At 37.3% G+C, this 16,661-nt stretch carries 19 protein-coding genes; 16 read left to right on the forward strand and 3 right to left on the reverse strand.

The window, feature by feature from the left end; translation table 11 throughout:
* Nucleotides 1-123: 123 nt before the first annotated feature.
* Nucleotides 124-987, reverse strand: coding sequence for a fructosamine kinase family protein (locus MKY30_RS17975; RefSeq protein WP_341084990.1), 864 nt, complete (start codon nt 985-987; stop codon nt 124-126).
* A gap of 238 nt (nt 988-1,225) precedes the next feature.
* Between MKY30_RS17975 and MKY30_RS17980 the strand changes: the two genes are divergently transcribed.
* The 4 genes from MKY30_RS17980 to MKY30_RS17995 all read left to right on the forward strand — a co-directional run bounded on the left by MKY30_RS17980 (nt 1,226) and on the right by MKY30_RS17995 (nt 4,981).
* Nucleotides 1,226-1,423 carry a DUF4227 family protein gene (locus tag MKY30_RS17980; protein WP_147207838.1) on the forward strand — a complete coding sequence of 66 codons (198 nt, stop codon included), beginning with the start codon at nt 1,226-1,228 and terminating at the stop codon, nt 1,421-1,423.
* A 2-nt stretch (nt 1,424-1,425) separates the two neighbouring features.
* Nucleotides 1,426-2,316 carry a site-specific tyrosine recombinase XerD gene (xerD, locus tag MKY30_RS17985; RefSeq protein ID WP_341084991.1) on the forward strand — a complete coding sequence of 297 codons (891 nt, stop codon included), beginning with the start codon at nt 1,426-1,428 and terminating at the stop codon, nt 2,314-2,316.
* A 151-nt stretch (nt 2,317-2,467) separates the two neighbouring features.
* Nucleotides 2,468-3,649 (forward strand): phosphopentomutase, encoded by a 1,182-nt coding sequence (gene deoB / locus MKY30_RS17990; RefSeq protein ID WP_156985370.1) that lies wholly within the window; start codon nt 2,468-2,470, stop codon nt 3,647-3,649.
* Nucleotides 3,650-3,688: 39 nt separating this feature from the next.
* Nucleotides 3,689-4,981, forward strand: coding sequence for a pyrimidine-nucleoside phosphorylase (locus MKY30_RS17995; RefSeq protein WP_156985369.1), 1,293 nt, complete (start codon nt 3,689-3,691; stop codon nt 4,979-4,981).
* Between the two features lie 320 nt (nt 4,982-5,301).
* On the opposite strand, the gene MKY30_RS18000 is transcribed toward MKY30_RS17995, so the two are convergent.
* The gene (locus tag MKY30_RS18000; protein WP_147207834.1) at nt 5,302-6,024 is read right to left on the reverse strand and encodes a 3-ketoacyl-ACP reductase; all 723 of its coding nucleotides are present in this window, start codon (nt 6,022-6,024) and stop codon (nt 5,302-5,304) included.
* Nucleotides 6,025-6,186: 162 nt separating this feature from the next.
* Here MKY30_RS18000 and MKY30_RS18005 point away from each other — a divergent pair, with 162 nt between their 5' ends.
* The 10 genes from MKY30_RS18005 (at nt 6,187) to MKY30_RS18050 (ending at nt 14,655) form a co-directional block, all read left to right on the forward strand.
* Nucleotides 6,187-7,365, forward strand: a complete 1,179-nt coding sequence (locus tag MKY30_RS18005; RefSeq protein WP_147207833.1) for a D-alanyl-D-alanine carboxypeptidase family protein — start codon at nt 6,187-6,189, stop codon at nt 7,363-7,365.
* Nucleotides 7,366-7,548: 183 nt separating this feature from the next.
* Nucleotides 7,549-7,902 carry an anti-sigma F factor antagonist gene (gene spoIIAA / locus MKY30_RS18010; protein ID WP_147207832.1) on the forward strand — a complete coding sequence of 118 codons (354 nt, stop codon included), beginning with the start codon at nt 7,549-7,551 and terminating at the stop codon, nt 7,900-7,902.
* The gene (gene spoIIAB / locus MKY30_RS18015; protein WP_147207831.1) at nt 7,899-8,339 is read left to right on the forward strand and encodes an anti-sigma F factor; all 441 of its coding nucleotides are present in this window, start codon (nt 7,899-7,901) and stop codon (nt 8,337-8,339) included. The genes spoIIAA and spoIIAB overlap by 4 nt, the downstream gene beginning before the upstream one ends.
* A 7-nt stretch (nt 8,340-8,346) precedes the next feature.
* Nucleotides 8,347-9,102, forward strand: a complete 756-nt coding sequence (sigF, locus tag MKY30_RS18020) for an RNA polymerase sporulation sigma factor SigF (protein WP_147207830.1) — start codon at nt 8,347-8,349, stop codon at nt 9,100-9,102.
* Between the two features lie 140 nt (nt 9,103-9,242).
* On the forward strand, nt 9,243-9,860 hold the full coding sequence (locus tag MKY30_RS18025; protein WP_147207829.1) for a stage V sporulation protein AA: 618 nt from the start codon (nt 9,243-9,245) through the stop codon (nt 9,858-9,860).
* The gene (locus MKY30_RS18030) at nt 9,838-10,266 is read left to right on the forward strand and encodes a stage V sporulation protein AB (RefSeq protein WP_147207828.1); all 429 of its coding nucleotides are present in this window, start codon (nt 9,838-9,840) and stop codon (nt 10,264-10,266) included. The genes MKY30_RS18025 and MKY30_RS18030 overlap by 23 nt, the downstream gene beginning before the upstream one ends.
* A 113-nt stretch (nt 10,267-10,379) precedes the next feature.
* Entirely contained in the window at nt 10,380-11,852 is a 1,473-nt protein-coding gene (locus MKY30_RS18035; protein WP_147207827.1) for a spore germination protein, read from the forward strand.
* Between the two features lie 189 nt (nt 11,853-12,041).
* Nucleotides 12,042-13,367, forward strand: coding sequence for a diaminopimelate decarboxylase (gene lysA, locus MKY30_RS18040; protein ID WP_147207826.1), 1,326 nt, complete (start codon nt 12,042-12,044; stop codon nt 13,365-13,367).
* A 240-nt stretch (nt 13,368-13,607) separates the two neighbouring features.
* Nucleotides 13,608-14,039, forward strand: coding sequence for a peptidylprolyl isomerase (locus MKY30_RS18045; RefSeq protein WP_077603075.1), 432 nt, complete (start codon nt 13,608-13,610; stop codon nt 14,037-14,039).
* Nucleotides 14,040-14,298: 259 nt separating this feature from the next.
* Nucleotides 14,299-14,655, forward strand: coding sequence for a GNAT family N-acetyltransferase (locus tag MKY30_RS18050; RefSeq protein WP_147207825.1), 357 nt, complete (start codon nt 14,299-14,301; stop codon nt 14,653-14,655).
* Between the two features lie 96 nt (nt 14,656-14,751).
* Here the strand turns inward: MKY30_RS18050 and MKY30_RS18055 are convergent, their stop codons facing one another.
* The gene (locus MKY30_RS18055) at nt 14,752-14,844 is read right to left on the reverse strand and encodes a YjcZ family sporulation protein (protein WP_077603073.1); all 93 of its coding nucleotides are present in this window, start codon (nt 14,842-14,844) and stop codon (nt 14,752-14,754) included.
* Nucleotides 14,845-15,066: 222 nt separating this feature from the next.
* Here MKY30_RS18055 and MKY30_RS18060 point away from each other — a divergent pair, with 222 nt between their 5' ends.
* Nucleotides 15,067-15,810 (forward strand): segregation/condensation protein A, encoded by a 744-nt coding sequence (locus MKY30_RS18060; RefSeq protein ID WP_147208063.1) that lies wholly within the window; start codon nt 15,067-15,069, stop codon nt 15,808-15,810.
* Between the two features lie 2 nt (nt 15,811-15,812).
* A complete protein-coding gene (gene scpB, locus MKY30_RS18065) occupies nt 15,813-16,388 on the forward strand; it encodes an SMC-Scp complex subunit ScpB (RefSeq protein WP_147207824.1) in 576 nt (191 codons plus the stop codon).
* Nucleotides 16,389-16,661: the final 273 nt, after the last annotated feature.

Here is a 16,661-nt window from a genome sequence, read left to right on the forward strand (position 1 = left end):
GCTGGCATATTTGCACTATCTTAAGGGTGTAGCGATTTCGCTGATATGGCAACCAGATTAAAATATGTGGCAGTATCTGTTTGTTGTACTGTCACATATTTTAATCTGAAAAAGGTGAATAATTTACCTGATATATTTTTTTAGAATCCGATCCACAACAGCCCCATAAGCTTCTCCAAACATATTTAAATGAACAAGCAAGTAGAATAGCTGGTATATCGGCTTCACTTCCTCATAATAATCCTCTAATGAAAGAATTTCCTTATACTTACTATAAAAAACTTCTGAAAAACCACCAAAGAGCTCTGTAAATGCAAGCTCAAATAAATGGTCCCCATACAGCACGGAAGGATCAATTAAATAAGGTTTTCCTGCCTGACCCGTTATCCAATTTCCTCCCCATAAATCGCCGTGCAATAAAGAAACCCGTGGCTGGTTTGGCAGATATTTATCTAAATCACGTATCAATGTTTCCAGTTTTAAGCGTCTTTTTTGGTTCATCCGATTAAACTGTACAGATAAATCTAATTGTAGCTGTAGACGATGATCGCGAAAATACTCGACCCAATCGCTATACCAACCATTTGTCTGAGGCAGTTTTCCAATATAAGTCGGCTTACCTAACCCATACTGAGCGGAGCGGTCAGTTAAATGCATAGAAGCCAGCTGTTCTCCTAATTGCTGCTCTGTCGTTGCTGTTTTTTCACCCTGAATCCATTCCATTATCAGCACCATTTCTTTATTGCTAGAGGATTTGTCATAGTAATAAACTTCCGGGACAGCAATTGCTTGTGTTGAACGTATTCTTTCAAGACCATCAGCTTCCACCTGAAAGAAATCATCGGCAGTATTCCGATTCGCTTTTACAAAGTATTCTTGTTTTTCGGTTTTTATATAATATGCCTGGTTAATATCGCCTCCGGAAATAGGAGTCATTGTTTGAATAGACGTATTGTCGCCAATTTGTTTTAATTTTTCTTCCATCATCTGTATGAACTCCTTTTTGATTTTATTATGTCATAGAGCTAAACAGCCCAAAAGTGTTTGTAGTTTAACTCTGGTTCCAACCATTGTATAATATTAACAGAAGAAGATGTTTCGTTTTTTTTATTTCCTCCATCTTTTTCTAGTATTTTTAAAATTGTTATTTGCATATTCTAACTGTATAAGTGTTTGTTTACAATACAACATAATAATAAACATTCAGATACAGGGAGGTCAGAATATGGAAAAACATTTTAAAGAGGCTGTTAAAATATTTATTTGGTTTATGATAGGAGCCTGCTTTTTTACGGTATGTTTACATTATATATATAATGAATTTCAAGAAATGCATCGTTATGATTCACCTGAAGGGCCAGCGGTTAAGGTGATATACGAGGAAGCTGGCTGGTTTCCATTTGATATTTTGAAAGGAGAATAGATATGTTGAAATATGCATTAGAAGATTTCTATCATTTTCTACGGGTAGAAAGAGGGCTGTCTGATAATACTATTACCTCTTATCAAAGAGATCTTACTGCTTATGAAAAACAATTGACAAAAATAGGATATAACGAATGGAATGACATAAGCCGTAATGATATTATGTGTTTTTTATATGAATTAAAAGACAGCGGTAAGTCAACTGCAACAATATCCAGGCATATTTCTTCAATCAGATCCTTTCATCAGTTTTTAATACGGGAGAGCATTGCTGATACGGACCCCAGCCTTCATATTGAGACTCCGAAAAAAGAGCGGAAGCTGCCGGACACCCTTTCTCAGGAGGAAGTAGAGAAATTATTAAGCATTGAAACAACAACACCTCTGTCGTTGCGTAATAAAGCCATGTTAGAATTGTTATATGCTACGGGATTACGTGTATCTGAAATGATAGGTTTAAAAATGGAAGATTTACATTTATCCATGGGTTTTGTTCAATGTATGGGGAAAGGTTCAAAAGAAAGGATTGTTCCTTTGGGAGATACAGCCAAAAAAGTTTTAGAGGAGTATATGCAAACGGCAAGAAAAGAGCTTTTGAAGAAAAACAAGCAAGAGAATGCTCTATTTGTAAATCAGCACGGCCGGCCATTAAGCAGACAAGGGTTCTGGAAGATTTTAAAGGGACTTGCGATGGAAGCAGAGGTACATAAAACCATCACCCCGCATACGTTAAGACATTCTTTTGCAACGCATTTATTGGAAAATGGTGCCGATTTAAGAATCGTGCAGGAAATGCTGGGACATGCAGATATATCTACTACACAAATTTATACACATGTGACGAAAGCAAGGTTAAAAGATATTTATCAAACTTACCATCCCAGAGCATAATCTTCAGTCAATGATTAAGCTGTTAAATATCGAAAAGCTTTTCAAATAAAAGAAATTCCTTTATTCTTGTGTTGTCAGACATCTAACATCTGTAATAGTGATCATACTGAGCACTTGTTTCGGGAATATAGTACATAGGAGGTAGATACAAATGAAACAATTTAAGCGTGTTTTTTTAATTGTCATGGATTCAGTTGGAATCGGGGAAGCTCCCGATGCAGAAAAGTTTAATGATTTAGGGTCAGATACATTAGGGCATATTGCAAAAGAAATGAAAGGGCTTGATATGCCGACTATGGGCAGCTTAGGTCTGAGCAATATCCGCGAAATTGAAGGAGTTGATCCGGCAGATAAGCCGAAAGCGCATTATACAAAAATGCAGGAGGCCTCTAATGGCAAAGATACAATGACCGGTCATTGGGAAATTATGGGTCTTCGTATCGATCAGCCATTCCGGACATTCCCGGATGGTTTCCCAGATGAGCTTATTCAAGAGCTGGAAGAAAAAGCAGGCAGAAAAGTAATTGGCAACAAGCCGGCCTCCGGTACAGAAATATTAGTGGAGCTTGGGAAGGAGCATATGGAAACTGGCAGCCTGATTGTCTATACATCGGCAGATTCTGTATTGCAAATTGCAGCACATGAAGATATTGTTCCAATTGATGAATTATATCGGATTTGTGAAATTGCGAGAGAGCTTACATTGGATGAACGTTATATGGTAGGCCGTATTATTGCCCGCCCGTTTGTTGGAGAGCCCGGTGCTTTTGAACGTACTTCCAACCGCCATGATTATGCATTGAAACCTTTTGGACGTACTGTAATGAATGAATTAAAAGACGCTGGAATTGATGTCATTGCGCTTGGTAAAATATCTGATATTTATGATGGAGAAGGCATTACAGAGGCTGTTCGTACAAAGGATAATGACGATGGCATGGTAAAATTAAGTGAATCTATGAAAAAAGATTTCACTGGCCTAAGCTTCCTTAATCTTGTTGATTTTGACGCGAAATACGGGCACCGCAGAGATCCGATTGGCTATGGGCAGGCACTGGAGACTTATGACAAGCAGCTTCCGAAAATACTCGAACAGTTACAGGAGGATGATTTGTTAATTATTACAGCCGATCATGGAAATGATCCGACCCACCATGGAACGGATCACACACGGGAGTATGTACCGCTTATTGTTTACCATACAAACATTAAAGAAGGAAAAGAATTCCCTTTACGTACAACTTTTGCTGATATTGGTGCAACAATTGCAGATAATTTTAATATTCCTTTACCTGAGCATGGCACAAGCTTCCTGAATGAGATAAAGAACTAAAAGAGAATTGTTCATCATAATATAGAAAGGATGGTTAACATGAATACCATAGAAATTATTAATAAGAAAAAATATGGTAAAGAATTATCCTACGAAGAAATTGAGCATATTGTAAATGGATATGTTAATAATTCCATACCAGATTATCAAATCTCAAGCTGGCTTATGGCTGTTTATTTTCAGGGGTTAAATAGTGATGAAACCTCCGCTCTCACAGACTTAATGGTCAAGTCGGGAGAGACAATTGATTTATCCTTTTTAAATACAACAGTTGTAGATAAACATTCTACTGGCGGTGTAGGGGATAAGGTAAGTTTAATTGTTGCTCCCATAATTACTTCTTTAGGAATTCCTTTTGCGAAAATGAGCGGACGCGGGCTGGGACATACGGGTGGTACAGTAGACAAGCTGGAATCGATTAAAGGGTTCCATACAGAGCTCCCGTTACAAAGATTTAAAGACCAGGTGAAAGAGCTTGGAATTGCATTAGTCGGCCAATCAGGAAATTTAGTACCGGCAGATAAGAAGATTTATGCATTAAGAGATGTGACAGGAACAGTAGATTCAATTCCTTTAATAGCCAGCTCTATAATGAGTAAGAAAATTGCTTCCGGTGCAGATGCAATTGTCTTGGATATTAAAGTCGGCAACGGTGCTTTTATGAAAACAGAAGAAGAGGCAAAGAAGCTGGCTGAAACAATGGTCGCTATCGGTAAAAAATTAAATCGGGAAACAGTGGCTGTGTTAACCAATATGGATCAGCCTCTCGGAACAGAGATTGGTAATGGAAATGAAGTGTTGGAAGCAGTAAAATTATTGCGCGATCAGGAGTATAGTCAGGATTTATACGATGTATCCGTAGAAATAGCAGCACAAATGGTTTTCTTAGCAGGAAAAGCAACTACCGAAGAACAAGCCAGAAAGCTTGTAAAAGAAGTGATTCAAAGTGGAGAGGCTTATGAAAAGTTTGTAACCTTTATCGAAGCACAGGATGGTAAGGTAGACAGTATCCATGAAATTGAGGCTAAACAATCTATTGATGTAAATGCTGAACAGGCAGGATATATTGCTTCTATAGAAACCCAGCAATTAGGAGAAGCTGCTATGCTTCTCGGCGCCGGCAGAAAAACAAAGGATGATCAAATTGATCATCAGGTAGGAATCACTTTCCATGTAAAAACAGGTGATAGGCTGCAGGCAGGCGCTAAACTTGCAACAATTCACACGAACATGGAAGATAACGATACTGTCATTAAGAAAATAAAGGATGCTATTACGATATCGGAAAATCCTGTTCAAGTAAAACCAAGTGTTATTGGTATTGTTAACTGAAAATAGTTTCATTAAAAAAAGATTTAGAAGGTATTTGTCTTCTAAATCTTTTTTTAATGAATAAGAAAGTATATAAAAACGTTGAAAACAACCGCTCCAGAAATACACTACGCCTTCCGTGAATCCCGAGCTCATCTCCTCGAAAAAAAGAGGTACATTTTTTCCTGTGGGGTCTTTTTTCGAGGAGGCTGAGCATTGCCCATGGAAAGCGGCTTCCTTTGACTGCGATTACTCGTCCCATCGAAAACCGTTGGAGCGGACATCTCTTTGGCAAGAACACCATCGTTTTAAAGACCAAGTGATTTTCTTGGTTTATTTTATTAAAATGGATTGGTCGCCCATTGGGCGGATTGCTTAATAAAAATACGCTGATTTAATTTTAGCTGAGCTACCATATATTCCGCAATATCCTCAGGCTGCATAAACTTGTCTTCGTTTTTCTCTTCCAGTTTATCACCAAATGCTAACTTGGTTGCAACTAAGCTTGGATTCATAGTAAATACGCGGATATTTTCTTTGCGAACTTCCTGCATCAGAGCCTCTGACATACCCTGAATGGCAAATTTGGAAGCACTGTAAGCAGTTGATCCTGCAGTTGCTTTTAATCCATTGCTGGAGGAAACATTAATAATATCTCCTTTTTGTTTGCTTACAAGATGTGGAAGAACTTCTTTTAAAACATGGTATGTTCCAAAAACATTCACTTCAAAAATATGCTTCCAGACTTCCTCATCCATATCCTGAAAGTTGCCGTAATCACTTATTGCAGCATTATTTATTAATATATCAGCTTTCCCTAATTTCTGTTCAAACTGCTGAACAGCTGTTTTCACTTGATCAGGCTTAGAAATATCTGCTCTGCAGATAGCAATATTCACACCATATGTTTCCAGCTCTTGCTGTGTTTCTTCAAGATTTTCTTTTCTTCTGGCAATTAAACCGAGATGAACACCTTCTTTTGCAAAATGATGTGCAGCTGCTTTTCCAATTCCGCTGCTTCCTCCTGTAATATATGCAATTTTACCGCTTATTTCCTGCCCCATTTATAAATCTCCCTTCTTTATCTAATCTAGTTCCAGTATAGGGCAGAGTTTATCGAACAACAAAAAAGATGTTCCTATTTATAAATTTCAAATTAAAAATAGTATGAAATAAAGCCAAAATGGAAATCCTAAAAGTATTATTGTGATTTGGAGGGAAGCAGTATGAAGCGACTAATCGTATTGATGATTGGATTACTTATCGGAACGACATTTTTCAACTATTCAACTGTTTTAGCGAATGAAGAAAATAAAGAAAAAACAAGTTTAGCCGAGGATGCATTATCAGGGGTTTTAATTGAACAGAATACCGGTACAGTACTGTTTGACAAAGATGCGCACGAACAATTACCGCCAGCCAGTATGACAAAAATAATGACTCTGCTTTTAATTATGGAAGCTTTGGAAAAAGATAAAATTTCAAAAGAGGATATCGTTGTCGTAAGTGAATATGCCGCTTCAATGGGGGGATCTCAAGTATTCCTGGAGGCTGGAGAAGAAATGTCTGTAGATGATTTAATAAAAGGGATAGCAATTGCTTCCGGAAATGATGCCAGCGTCGCAATGGCAGAGACTATTGCAGGAACAGAAGAGGAATTTGTCAGTAAAATGAATAAAAAAGCAGAAGAACTGGGTCTTAAGGATACCCATTTTGAAAATACCACCGGGCTTCCGGCAGACAATCATTACAGCAGTGCTTATGATATGGCTGTCATGACAAGAGCATTATTACAATATGAAGATATTACGAACTATACGTCTATCTATGAGGATTATTTACGCCAGGGGGAAGAAAATGAGTTCTGGCTTGTGAATACAAATAAACTGATTCGTTCTTATCCAGGTGCAGACGGCATGAAAACAGGATATACAAATGAAGCAAAGTATTGTCTAACTGCTACAGCAAAGCGGGATGATATGCGGGTGATTGCAGTGGTTATGGGTGCTGAAACACCTAAAGAGCGGAATAAAATGGTATCCGGATTACTGGACTATGGCTTCCAAAGCTATCATACAAAGCAGCTTTTTGCCAAAGAAGAAACTGTGATGGAACTAAACCAAATAAAAGCAAAGCCTCAAAGCTTTGACATTGTTACCAAACAGGATGTTCATAGCCTTCATAAAAAAGGAGAAGAAGAACCGGCTGTAACAACAGAAATTTCTATTCAAGATGATTGGAAATTTCCAATTAAAAAAGGAACTGTTGTCGGGGAGCTTATTGTCAAAGAAAATGACAAGCCTTTATATACTACACCATTGATTATTAATGAAGATATTACACAGGCATCTATTCCTGAATTAACAAAACGAACATTGCAAAAAATGGTGAAAGCAGCCGATTAATACGTATTTCCACTTCTTTTGTCGAGTAGCAGGAAATAGTCATTTGTTTAGAGAATTCCTTATACTAAGGATGTTCAAAAAGCCGTTAAAATCAATATAGTGAAAAGAATTCGCCGGATTTTTTTGAACAGTTATTTCAAGCAAAGTGTAACTATTTCACAACAAAGAGGAGGAGCATTGCACATGGGATTACAGACTGAATTTGAAGTAAAAGGCGATGTGCTGATTGTACGTATGCAAGGTGAATTGGATCATCATGAAGCAGAAGGGTTAAGAGATACGTGGAAAGATTGGATATATATGCATTCCATTAAACATATCATCTTAAACCTAAAGGGAGTAAGCTTTATGGACAGCTCTGGATTAGGTGTTGTTTTAGGGCGTTACAAAGAGATTGTTCAATTAGGGGGAGAGATGGTTCTGTGCTCTGTAGCTCCTTCCCTGCACCGTCTTTTTGATATGTCAGGCTTTTTCAAAATTATTCGTTTAGAGGAAGATGAAGAACGTGCACTTCAAGGCTTGGGGGTGACATCATGAAAAATGAAATGAATATTTCTTTTTCAAGTGTAAGTGAAAATGAAGCTTTTGCCAGAGTTGCTGTTGCATCCTTTGTCACACAATTGGATCCAACAATGGAGGAATTAACAGAAATTAAAACGGTGGTATCTGAAGCAGTGACCAATGCTATTATTCATGGCTATGGAAGCGAACCGCATCATAAGGTTTATATTGACTGTGTGCTGTATGATGGGGAAATAGAGCTGACCATACGTGATGAAGGACAAGGCATTTTGAATATTGATGAAGCAAGGGAACCTTTATTTACATCAAAGCCAGAAATGGAACGATCCGGCATGGGTTTTACAATTATTGAAAATTTCATGGATACCGTGGAAGTCATTTCTGCTCCTGAAAAAGGGACTTCCGTTTATATGAAGAAGCAATTATCAAAATCAAAAACGGTATACAACTAAAAAATCAATGGTGAATATTCATAAAACGGAGGAAAGAGAGCAGCTTTCCAATGAACAGGTAAAGAAAATGATTCAATTAAGCCAGTCTGGTGACAATGAAGCAAGGGAAGAGCTTATCCGTCGAAATGTCCGGCTTGTGTGGTCAGTTGTTCAACGATTTGTAAATCGCGGATATGATCCAGATGACTTATTTCAAATTGGAAGTATTGGATTGATCAAAGCAGTGGATAAATTTGATCTCTCCTACAATGTGAAATTTTCTACCTATGCCGTTCCCATGATTATTGGCGAGATACAGCGTTTTATCCGAGATGATGGCAGTGTAAAGGTCAGCAGGTCCTTAAAGGAGATGGGGAATAAAATTCGCCGTAAACGGGAAGAAATGGCAAAAGATTTAGGGCGATCTCCATCTATTAATGAACTTGCTCAAGCTTTAGAGCTGGAACCAGAGGAAATTGTGCATGCGCAGGAGGCTGCAAAATCACCTCAGTCCATACATGAAACGGTCTATGAAAGTGATGGTGACTCTATTACTTTATTAGATCAAATAGCTGATCAGGATTCCAAATGGTTTGAAAAATTATCCATTCAAGAGGCTGTTCGTTCGCTTACTGAACGGGAAAGACTTATTATTTACTTACGTTATTACAAAGACCAGACACAAACAGAAGTAGCGGAAAGACTCGGAATTTCTCAAGTTCAGGTCTCCAGACTGGAGAAAAAGATTTTAGAAGATATGAAAAAAAATATGGATGCCGGATGACAGATATATGAAGCTTATTTGTGTAAATAACACAGATAAGCTTTTTTGTTGTTAAAGGATTTGGGTTTAAGGCTTATAATTTGCTTTCTTTTAACAAATACTAGTTGTTAAGGAAAACAGATTAAGGGGGGATTTTGATTATGGCAGAGCTTGTCTATATAAGAATGCGGAAGAGAGTGGTTTTGGAACAATGGCAAGAACTTAAGTTAAAAGAAATTGCTTATATATCCACGCATTCGGATAAGAAAGAATTACTGGAAAACACGCCTATTTACCGGCTGTCTAAAAAAGATAAAAGTATTTTAGTGATTGACAGCTTTTTAATCATTGACCACCTCACAAAAAAATATTCAAATTTTGAATTTCAACTGCTTGGGCCAGAACAGACCCTCATACAAATTGAACCGCATAAAAAGCCGACACATCCATTGATTATTACATTTGTCTGGTTACTTCTGTTTGTAGGCTCAGCAATGACCATCATGAATTTTCATTATGATGTTAGTATGCAGCCCGTTCAGCAAAAACTGCATTTTATCCTGACCGGTGTAGAAAATGAGTATCCTTTATGGATTCAAATTCCCTATTCTATAGGTCTTGGATTAGGAACGGTTCTTTTTTTTAACCATTGGTTTAAAAAACGTTTTAACGAAGAACCAAGCCCGTTAGAAGTAGAGATTTTTAATTACCAGCAGGATTTACAGCAGTATATTAATACGATGGAAAATGAGCTAAATGATCCAAGAAATTCTTCTTAGTATCCTGCAAATTTTTATCGGATTCAGTGGCGGCATTGCTGTTGGTGCGGGATTTGTTGCTTTTATTACGGTGTTAGGGATCATCCCGAGGCTTATTCAATTGAGTAAGACAGAAAAGTATATAAAAGCCTATGGAGCTGCAGTGATAATAGGGATGTTAATCGGAGCTTATTTCTCATTTGCCCCTATATCAACATCACAGTCTGTTGTTGTATTAATACTGTGGGGGTTATTTCATGGTATTTTTAACGGAATGTTAGCTGCAGCATTAACAGAAGTATTAAATGTTTTCCCTATTCTCACGCGGAGAATAGGGATGGGAAGCTATGTGATCTTATTCATGATGGCATTGTTGCTTGGTAAGGTGTTCGGTTCATTATTTCAATGGATCTATTTTGTCCGGTAAAGGCAGAATCAATCATAACTTCCTGATTAAATATAACTGTTTAATTCCAGGCTTTAGAACAATGAAGTTATAAGTGTGAGATTAATTCGATATAACATTCAGAAGGTGATAATATGCAGACAGACAAAGGAAAAAAGAAGTCTATTTCTCCTCATATTGAAGATACGTATGCATATATGAAAAAGAGGGTAGGTTTAGAAGAATCGTATGATTTGGGATATAGAGAAACAGTGGTCTTGAATCAGCGTATACAGATGTATTATGTGAATGGTTTAACGGATACATCCGTTGTACAAGAGATATTAAAGGTAATGGTTGAAGTCAATGATAATGAATCGGAAAGTGGCAAGATTGGAGAAATCATTGAGAATAGATTAGTCCATCAGCAAGTAGAGCATGTTACTACAATGGATGAAGCTGTTGACGAGGTGTTAAGTGGACTCATTGCCGTATTTATTGACGGGAAGGATTATGCACAAATTATTGATGTGCGTAATTATCCGGGAAGAACGCCGGAAGAACCAGATACAGAGAAGGTCATTCGCGGATCAAGAGATGGGTACACAGAAAATATTGTAGAAAACACAGCGCTTACCAGAAGACGTCTGCGTGATGAAAAGCTGCGGAATGTCATGCTGAAAGTTGGCGAACGCTCAAAGACAGACGTTTGTCTCACTTATATTGAAGATGTAGCTAACCCAAACTTAGTAAGGTACTTAAAAGATCTAGTTGAAAAAATTGAAGTAGATGGCTTGTCTATGTCCGATAAATCATTGGAAGAATTTTTATTAGTTAAAAAATGGAATATTTACCCTTTGGTTCGGTATACAGAAAGACCGGATGTAGCGACAAGCCATTTATTAGAAGGCCATGTCATTATTTTTGTGGACACTTCTCCAAGTGCTATTATTGTTCCGACAACTTTTTTTCATCATATGCAGCATGCAGAAGAATACCGGCAAGTACCCGCAATCGGTACATGTATTCGATTTATCCGCTTTCTGGCAGTATTAGCAGCTTTATTTCTATTGCCAACTTGGCTATTATTTGCAGTTGAACCATCCTTATTGCCGGAGAAATTAAGCTTTATCGGCCCTAATGATGAAGGAAATGTACCGATAACCGTTCAAATTATCATTGCAGCAATCGGGATTGAGTTTTTAAGAATGGCGGCGATACATACGCCAACGCCATTATCAACAGCGATGGGGTTAATCGCAGCTGTTTTAATTGGAGAAATAGCAATTGAAGTTGGATTGTTTTCACCAGAGGTTATTCTGTATATTTCAACAAGCGCGATCGGGAACTATGTAACACCAAGCTACGAATTAAGTGTGGCCAATAAGGTAATTACTATAATTCTTGTGCTGGCTGTAGGCTTATTCGGATTACCGGGTTATATGATTGGAATCACACTTTATATTTTATTTATTGTTCAGATCAGATCTCTAAGAACACCATATATGTGGCCATTACTGCCTTTTAATTTAAAAGCAATGACGCACATTATACTTCGTATGCCGGTTCCATACACAAAGCATCGTCCCAGTATTGTACATCCACGTAATAATTACCGGCGCCCTTAAAAAAACAGAGGAATGGTTTTCCTTTTATAGATTGGTTACGGTATATTCAGGTGCTGCAGGTTTATCGCAATTTCCTTCATTAAAGGATAAAAGAATCCTTACTGAAGGAAGCTTCAGTTTATTTAGGCTTTCATTATTTACTGTATTGTGATAAAGTATTTTATTATTTGAAATAATGGGGGAAAAAGAATGATACTTGATGCGCACCCCTTTAACGTAAATACAAAGGGACATTTAGAAATTGGTGGTGTTGATACTGTCCAATTAGCGGAAAAATACGGAACACCTTTATACGTCTATGATGTGGAAATAATCCGGAGGCATGCGAGAGCTTTTGTTCAAGCCTTTCGTGATGCGGGAGTTCATGGAAGAGTTGCTTACGCCAGCAAGGCTTTTTCTACAATTGCAATGCTTCAGGTGGCAAAGCAGGAAGGATTATGCTTAGATGTTATTTCTGAAGGTGAATTATATACAGCACTTCAAGCAGACTTTCCAACTGAAAAAATTCATATGCATGGCAATAATAAGAATGAAAAAGAAATTGCTATGGCGGTAGAACATGAAATAGGGTGTATCGTTATTGATAATTTTCATGATATTGAATTGTTAGATATGGAGCTTATGAAGCAGGAGAAAACAATGAACGTGTTAATTCGGGTAACCCCAGGGGTCGAATCGAAAACACATAAGTATATAATGACTGGAAATGAAGATTCAAAATTCGGTTTTGATCTTCAAAATGGGCAGGCAGAGGGTGCTTTAAAAAAGCTTTTGGGACATCCCAGAATTTATTTAAAAGGACTGCATTGCCATATCGGTTCACAAATATTTGAAACCGATGGATTCCGTGTAGCAGCAGATATCCTTTTTGCTAAATTAGCAGTATGGAAAGAAAAATACCAATTTGAATCAGAGGTCCTTAATTTAGGCGGCGGCTTTGGAATTCGTTATACAGTAGATGACACACCGCTTCCATTGGCAGAATATGTAAAAGATATGATTCAAAGCGTCGGGCAAAATTGTAATAAATATAATATGAAATCTCCAGAGATATGGATTGAGCCGGGAAGGTCTATTGTAGGCGATGCAGGAATTACGCTGTATACAATTGGTGCAAATAAGAATATCCCTGGTGTAAGAGAATATTATTCCGTTGATGGCGGGATGACAGATAATATCCGGCCCGCATTGTATCAGTCAAAATATGACGCAGTTATTGCTAACCGTTCGGCAGCAAGTCCTGAGAAGGAAGTTTCTATCGCGGGAAAATGCTGTGAATCGGGTGATATGCTGATTTGGGATTTACCCGTACCACAAATCAAAGATAAAGATATACTGGCAGTTTTTTCAACCGGCGCTTATAATTATTCCATGGCCAGCCACTATAACCGTTTAACAAAACCGGCAGTTGTATTTATTGAAGACGGACAGGATCATCTTGTGGTCCGCAGAGAAACGTGTCAGGATATTGTCAAAAATGACTTGTCTTATGAGGGGATAAAGAGCTTTACTTAACCCAAATAAGTGGTAAAATAAAGTATAATTGTTTTAAAGAAGTTCAAAAAGTCCAATCAAAATGACACTATGGGAAAAAGAACTTCTACTAAGTGCGTCCACGTCCTGTGGACAGCGTAGAAGTCATCACATCCTGTGAAAGCTCGTTAGCTTGCATTTCCGCTGGGGTTGTGAACTTAGCCGATGGGTCATTTTAACCGTGTTTTTTGAACATATATTTTTAGAAGGAGATTTGCCCAAATGAAAAAAGGTTATATTGAAATGGAAAATGGTAATAAAATTGAATTTGAATTATATCCAGAGGAAGCACCTGGTACTGTAGCTAACTTTGAAAAATTAGCAAATGAAAAATTTTATGACGGGTTAACTTTTCACCGTGTAATTCCTGGATTTGTCAGCCAAGGCGGTTGTCCTGTAGGTAATGGAACAGGTTCTGCTGGATATACAATTAAATGTGAAACAGAGGGAAACCCGCACAAGCATGAGGAAGGCTCTCTATCTATGGCACATGCCGGAAAAGATACGGGAAGCTCTCAATTTTTCATTGTGCATGAACCACAGCCTCATTTAAATGGGGTTCACACTGTATTTGGAAAAGTAACATCTGGTATTGAGCTTGCAAAAGCAATGTCAAATGGCGATGTAATGAAAGAAATTCGCGTAGAAGGATAATAAAGATTTGCAAAGGGATGATGGCCTTAAGAGAAAAAATAGCAAGAAAACGTACTAATGTTGTCTTTTTTATAAAAGGGAATGAATTAGTCCGGTAATCTATTTTTCAAGGCTGCATCCCTTTTTAAATATTCTCTGCTATTTTATGCAAAATAAAAATGGTGCTTTTCATTATACTGGAAATGCGTTATACTTTCAGAGTAAATATTGATTGGAATTTAAGAGGATTACCATACAAGAAATTTAATGAGGGGTAATTATGTTAATTCGCTTTAAAAGAAACTTAGAAAAGATTGCTATGGGTTTATTATCATTTATGCCTGAGGAAAAAGACGTGAAAAAACTGCAAGAAACCATTCGGGAGTATGAAGAAAATGATGGATGGCATTTGCATTTATGGAAAGAAGACGATGATGTTTTGGGAGCAGTAGGTGTACAAATTATGAATGACAATCAGTTGGTTATTAAGCATCTTACAGTGAACCCTTCACACAGGGATCAAGGGATAGGATCACGAATGATTGCAGAAATTCATCGTATTTATTCGGATAAATACAATATTGTGCCTGCTGAAAGTGTGAAAGCTTTTTACGAGAAATCATTAGACGCATTGTAAAATGGAGTTTCACCTGATTAAATTTAATGTAGAAAAGCCAACCCTTATAAGGGTTGGCTTTTCATTCGTTGCTACTTTTATTTATTTCATTTTATTTTAGAACCAAGCAGCTCCAACAATTACTAATAAAATAAATAGAACAACGATTAAGGCAAATCCGCCTGCGTAACCACCTGAATATCCACTCATTTTATTTCCTCCTTTTTAGTTCAATCCATAAATGTTTTGTGCTAACATTTATATTACGTTATAACTTATGTAAGCTAAGCAAAGAGTGTATGGGCTTTTGCAAATATTTTAGTTACTTTTTTAGGTTAAGTAACTGAAAGGATGTTTAATAAGCTCGATAAAGCTGACTTTTTAATCAGCTTCTAACACATTGTTTTACTACGCTTGAGAGGAATTACAGCGATGATTCAAGGATATGAAGTTAAATTAGAAACATTTGAAGGCCCTTTGGATTTATTACTTCATTTGATAAATCAATATGAGATCGATATTTATGATATTCCCGTTGCCCAAATTACACAGCAGTATATGGATTATATTCATACCATGCAGTATCTGGAACTAAACGTTGCCAGTGAATATCTGGTGATGGCATCTACATTGCTTGCAATAAAAAGTCAGATGCTTCTTCCAAAACAGGAGTTTGAAGAGGACGATATGGACGAAGCATATATGGATGATCCACGTGAAGAGCTGATGCAGCGTTTAATTGAATACCGGAAATACAAAGAAGCCGCAGAAGCGTTAAAAGAGAAAGAAGCTGCCGAACAGCAGGTTTATACACGCTCACCGGTTGTTTTTGAATTTAAAGATGTACCGATCGAAAATACAAATACCGGGAATGTATCTGTGTTTGATATGATTAATGCACTGAAAAAAATGATGCAGAGAAATCAATGGAAAGAGCCGCAGGATACAGTTATTCAACGAGCGGATATTCCGATAGAAAAACGGATGGAAGAAGTGTTACAGCAAGTTATAAATAGTAAAGATGGGGTATTATTTCATGCCTTGTTTCCTGTTCCGACCAAATCATATATCGTAACAACCTTTGTAGCTATTTTAGAATTAATGAAAAACAGACAAGTCTATGCTATGCAAGAACAGCATTTTGAAGAATTATATGTTTATAAGATGGAGGAATAATCGTGGAACAAGAGCGTTTAAAAGGAGTTGCAGAAGGTCTGCTGTTTGCCGGCGGAGATGAAGGGATAACTGTAAGTGAACTTAGCAGCATCCTTGATATTTCCTTAGATGAAGTTCGCCAAATTATTGATGAACTTCAAACAGATTACAAAAAGCAGAGTCGGGGCCTGATGATTCTGAATGCTAATGGAATGCTCAGCTTAACAACAAAACCTGATCATAATGAGTATTTTAAGAAATGGGTTATTCAGCCGAAGCCGAATAGAATGTCCCAGGCAGCTCTAGAAACATTGGCAATCATTGCTTATCAGCAGCCGATAACGAGGGCTGAAATTGATGAAATACGTGGTGTCCGCAGTGAAAGACCACTGCAAACATTAGTCTCACGGATGTTAATAGAAGAGTGCGGAAGAAAAGAAACCGTAGGCAGGCCAATACTTTTTCGGACAACCAAGGAATTTCTTACTTTCTTTGGTCTATCCACCTTAGAAGAACTGCCTGAATTGGAAAGTACGCTTGATTCTGAAACTGATACATCAGATGTCGATTTATTTTTTGACCGTTTTCAGGATGAATAATATAGATTAGAAAACCTTATTGATGAGTAATGAATACTTATCTATAAGGTTTTTTAATGCATAAATAAATATTGGTCAGGAAGTAGCTGCCAGCTTCCAGCAGTGGTTCTTTCTCTATTTCTTTTAATTTCCATATCTCGCCTGATCTCATTTTAATCATAACAGCTTGTTTCATGCATATAAATGAATTAGAAATATTTATCAAGTTCACTGTCAGGGACAGAATTTGATGAAGTTCTGGACATAAAGCTGTGTTTTATGAGGGGGAACCAA

Origin of the sequence: Oceanobacillus sp. FSL W8-0428 (genome assembly GCF_038004405.1) — a bacterium.
In the GTDB taxonomy this organism is placed as follows: domain Bacteria; phylum Bacillota; class Bacilli; order Bacillales; family Amphibacillaceae; genus Oceanobacillus; species Oceanobacillus sojae.

What these genes read in the sequence shown, in the direction of transcription:
- MKY30_RS17975 (WP_341084990.1), bottom strand. Translation starts at nt 987, where the DNA reads ATGATGGAAGAAAAATTAAAACAAATTGGCGACAATACGTCTATTCAA.
- MKY30_RS17980 (WP_147207838.1), top strand. Translation starts at nt 1,226, where the DNA reads ATGGAAAAACATTTTAAAGAGGCTGTTAAAATATTTATTTGGTTTATG.
- xerD (WP_341084991.1), top strand. Translation starts at nt 1,426, where the DNA reads ATGTTGAAATATGCATTAGAAGATTTCTATCATTTTCTACGGGTAGAA.
- deoB (WP_156985370.1), top strand. Translation starts at nt 2,468, where the DNA reads ATGAAACAATTTAAGCGTGTTTTTTTAATTGTCATGGATTCAGTTGGA.
- MKY30_RS17995 (WP_156985369.1), top strand. Translation starts at nt 3,689, where the DNA reads ATGAATACCATAGAAATTATTAATAAGAAAAAATATGGTAAAGAATTA.
- MKY30_RS18000 (WP_147207834.1), bottom strand. Translation starts at nt 6,024, where the DNA reads ATGGGGCAGGAAATAAGCGGTAAAATTGCATATATTACAGGAGGAAGC.
- MKY30_RS18005 (WP_147207833.1), top strand. Translation starts at nt 6,187, where the DNA reads ATGAAGCGACTAATCGTATTGATGATTGGATTACTTATCGGAACGACA.
- spoIIAA (WP_147207832.1), top strand. Translation starts at nt 7,549, where the DNA reads ATGGGATTACAGACTGAATTTGAAGTAAAAGGCGATGTGCTGATTGTA.
- spoIIAB (WP_147207831.1), top strand. Translation starts at nt 7,899, where the DNA reads ATGAAAAATGAAATGAATATTTCTTTTTCAAGTGTAAGTGAAAATGAA.
- sigF (WP_147207830.1), top strand. Translation starts at nt 8,347, where the DNA reads ATGGTGAATATTCATAAAACGGAGGAAAGAGAGCAGCTTTCCAATGAA.
- MKY30_RS18025 (WP_147207829.1), top strand. Translation starts at nt 9,243, where the DNA reads ATGGCAGAGCTTGTCTATATAAGAATGCGGAAGAGAGTGGTTTTGGAA.
- MKY30_RS18030 (WP_147207828.1), top strand. Translation starts at nt 9,838, where the DNA reads ATGATCCAAGAAATTCTTCTTAGTATCCTGCAAATTTTTATCGGATTC.
- MKY30_RS18035 (WP_147207827.1), top strand. Translation starts at nt 10,380, where the DNA reads ATGCAGACAGACAAAGGAAAAAAGAAGTCTATTTCTCCTCATATTGAA.
- lysA (WP_147207826.1), top strand. Translation starts at nt 12,042, where the DNA reads ATGATACTTGATGCGCACCCCTTTAACGTAAATACAAAGGGACATTTA.
- MKY30_RS18045 (WP_077603075.1), top strand. Translation starts at nt 13,608, where the DNA reads ATGAAAAAAGGTTATATTGAAATGGAAAATGGTAATAAAATTGAATTT.
- MKY30_RS18050 (WP_147207825.1), top strand. Translation starts at nt 14,299, where the DNA reads ATGTTAATTCGCTTTAAAAGAAACTTAGAAAAGATTGCTATGGGTTTA.
- MKY30_RS18055 (WP_077603073.1), bottom strand. Translation starts at nt 14,844, where the DNA reads ATGAGTGGATATTCAGGTGGTTACGCAGGCGGATTTGCCTTAATCGTT.
- MKY30_RS18060 (WP_147208063.1), top strand. Translation starts at nt 15,067, where the DNA reads ATGATTCAAGGATATGAAGTTAAATTAGAAACATTTGAAGGCCCTTTG.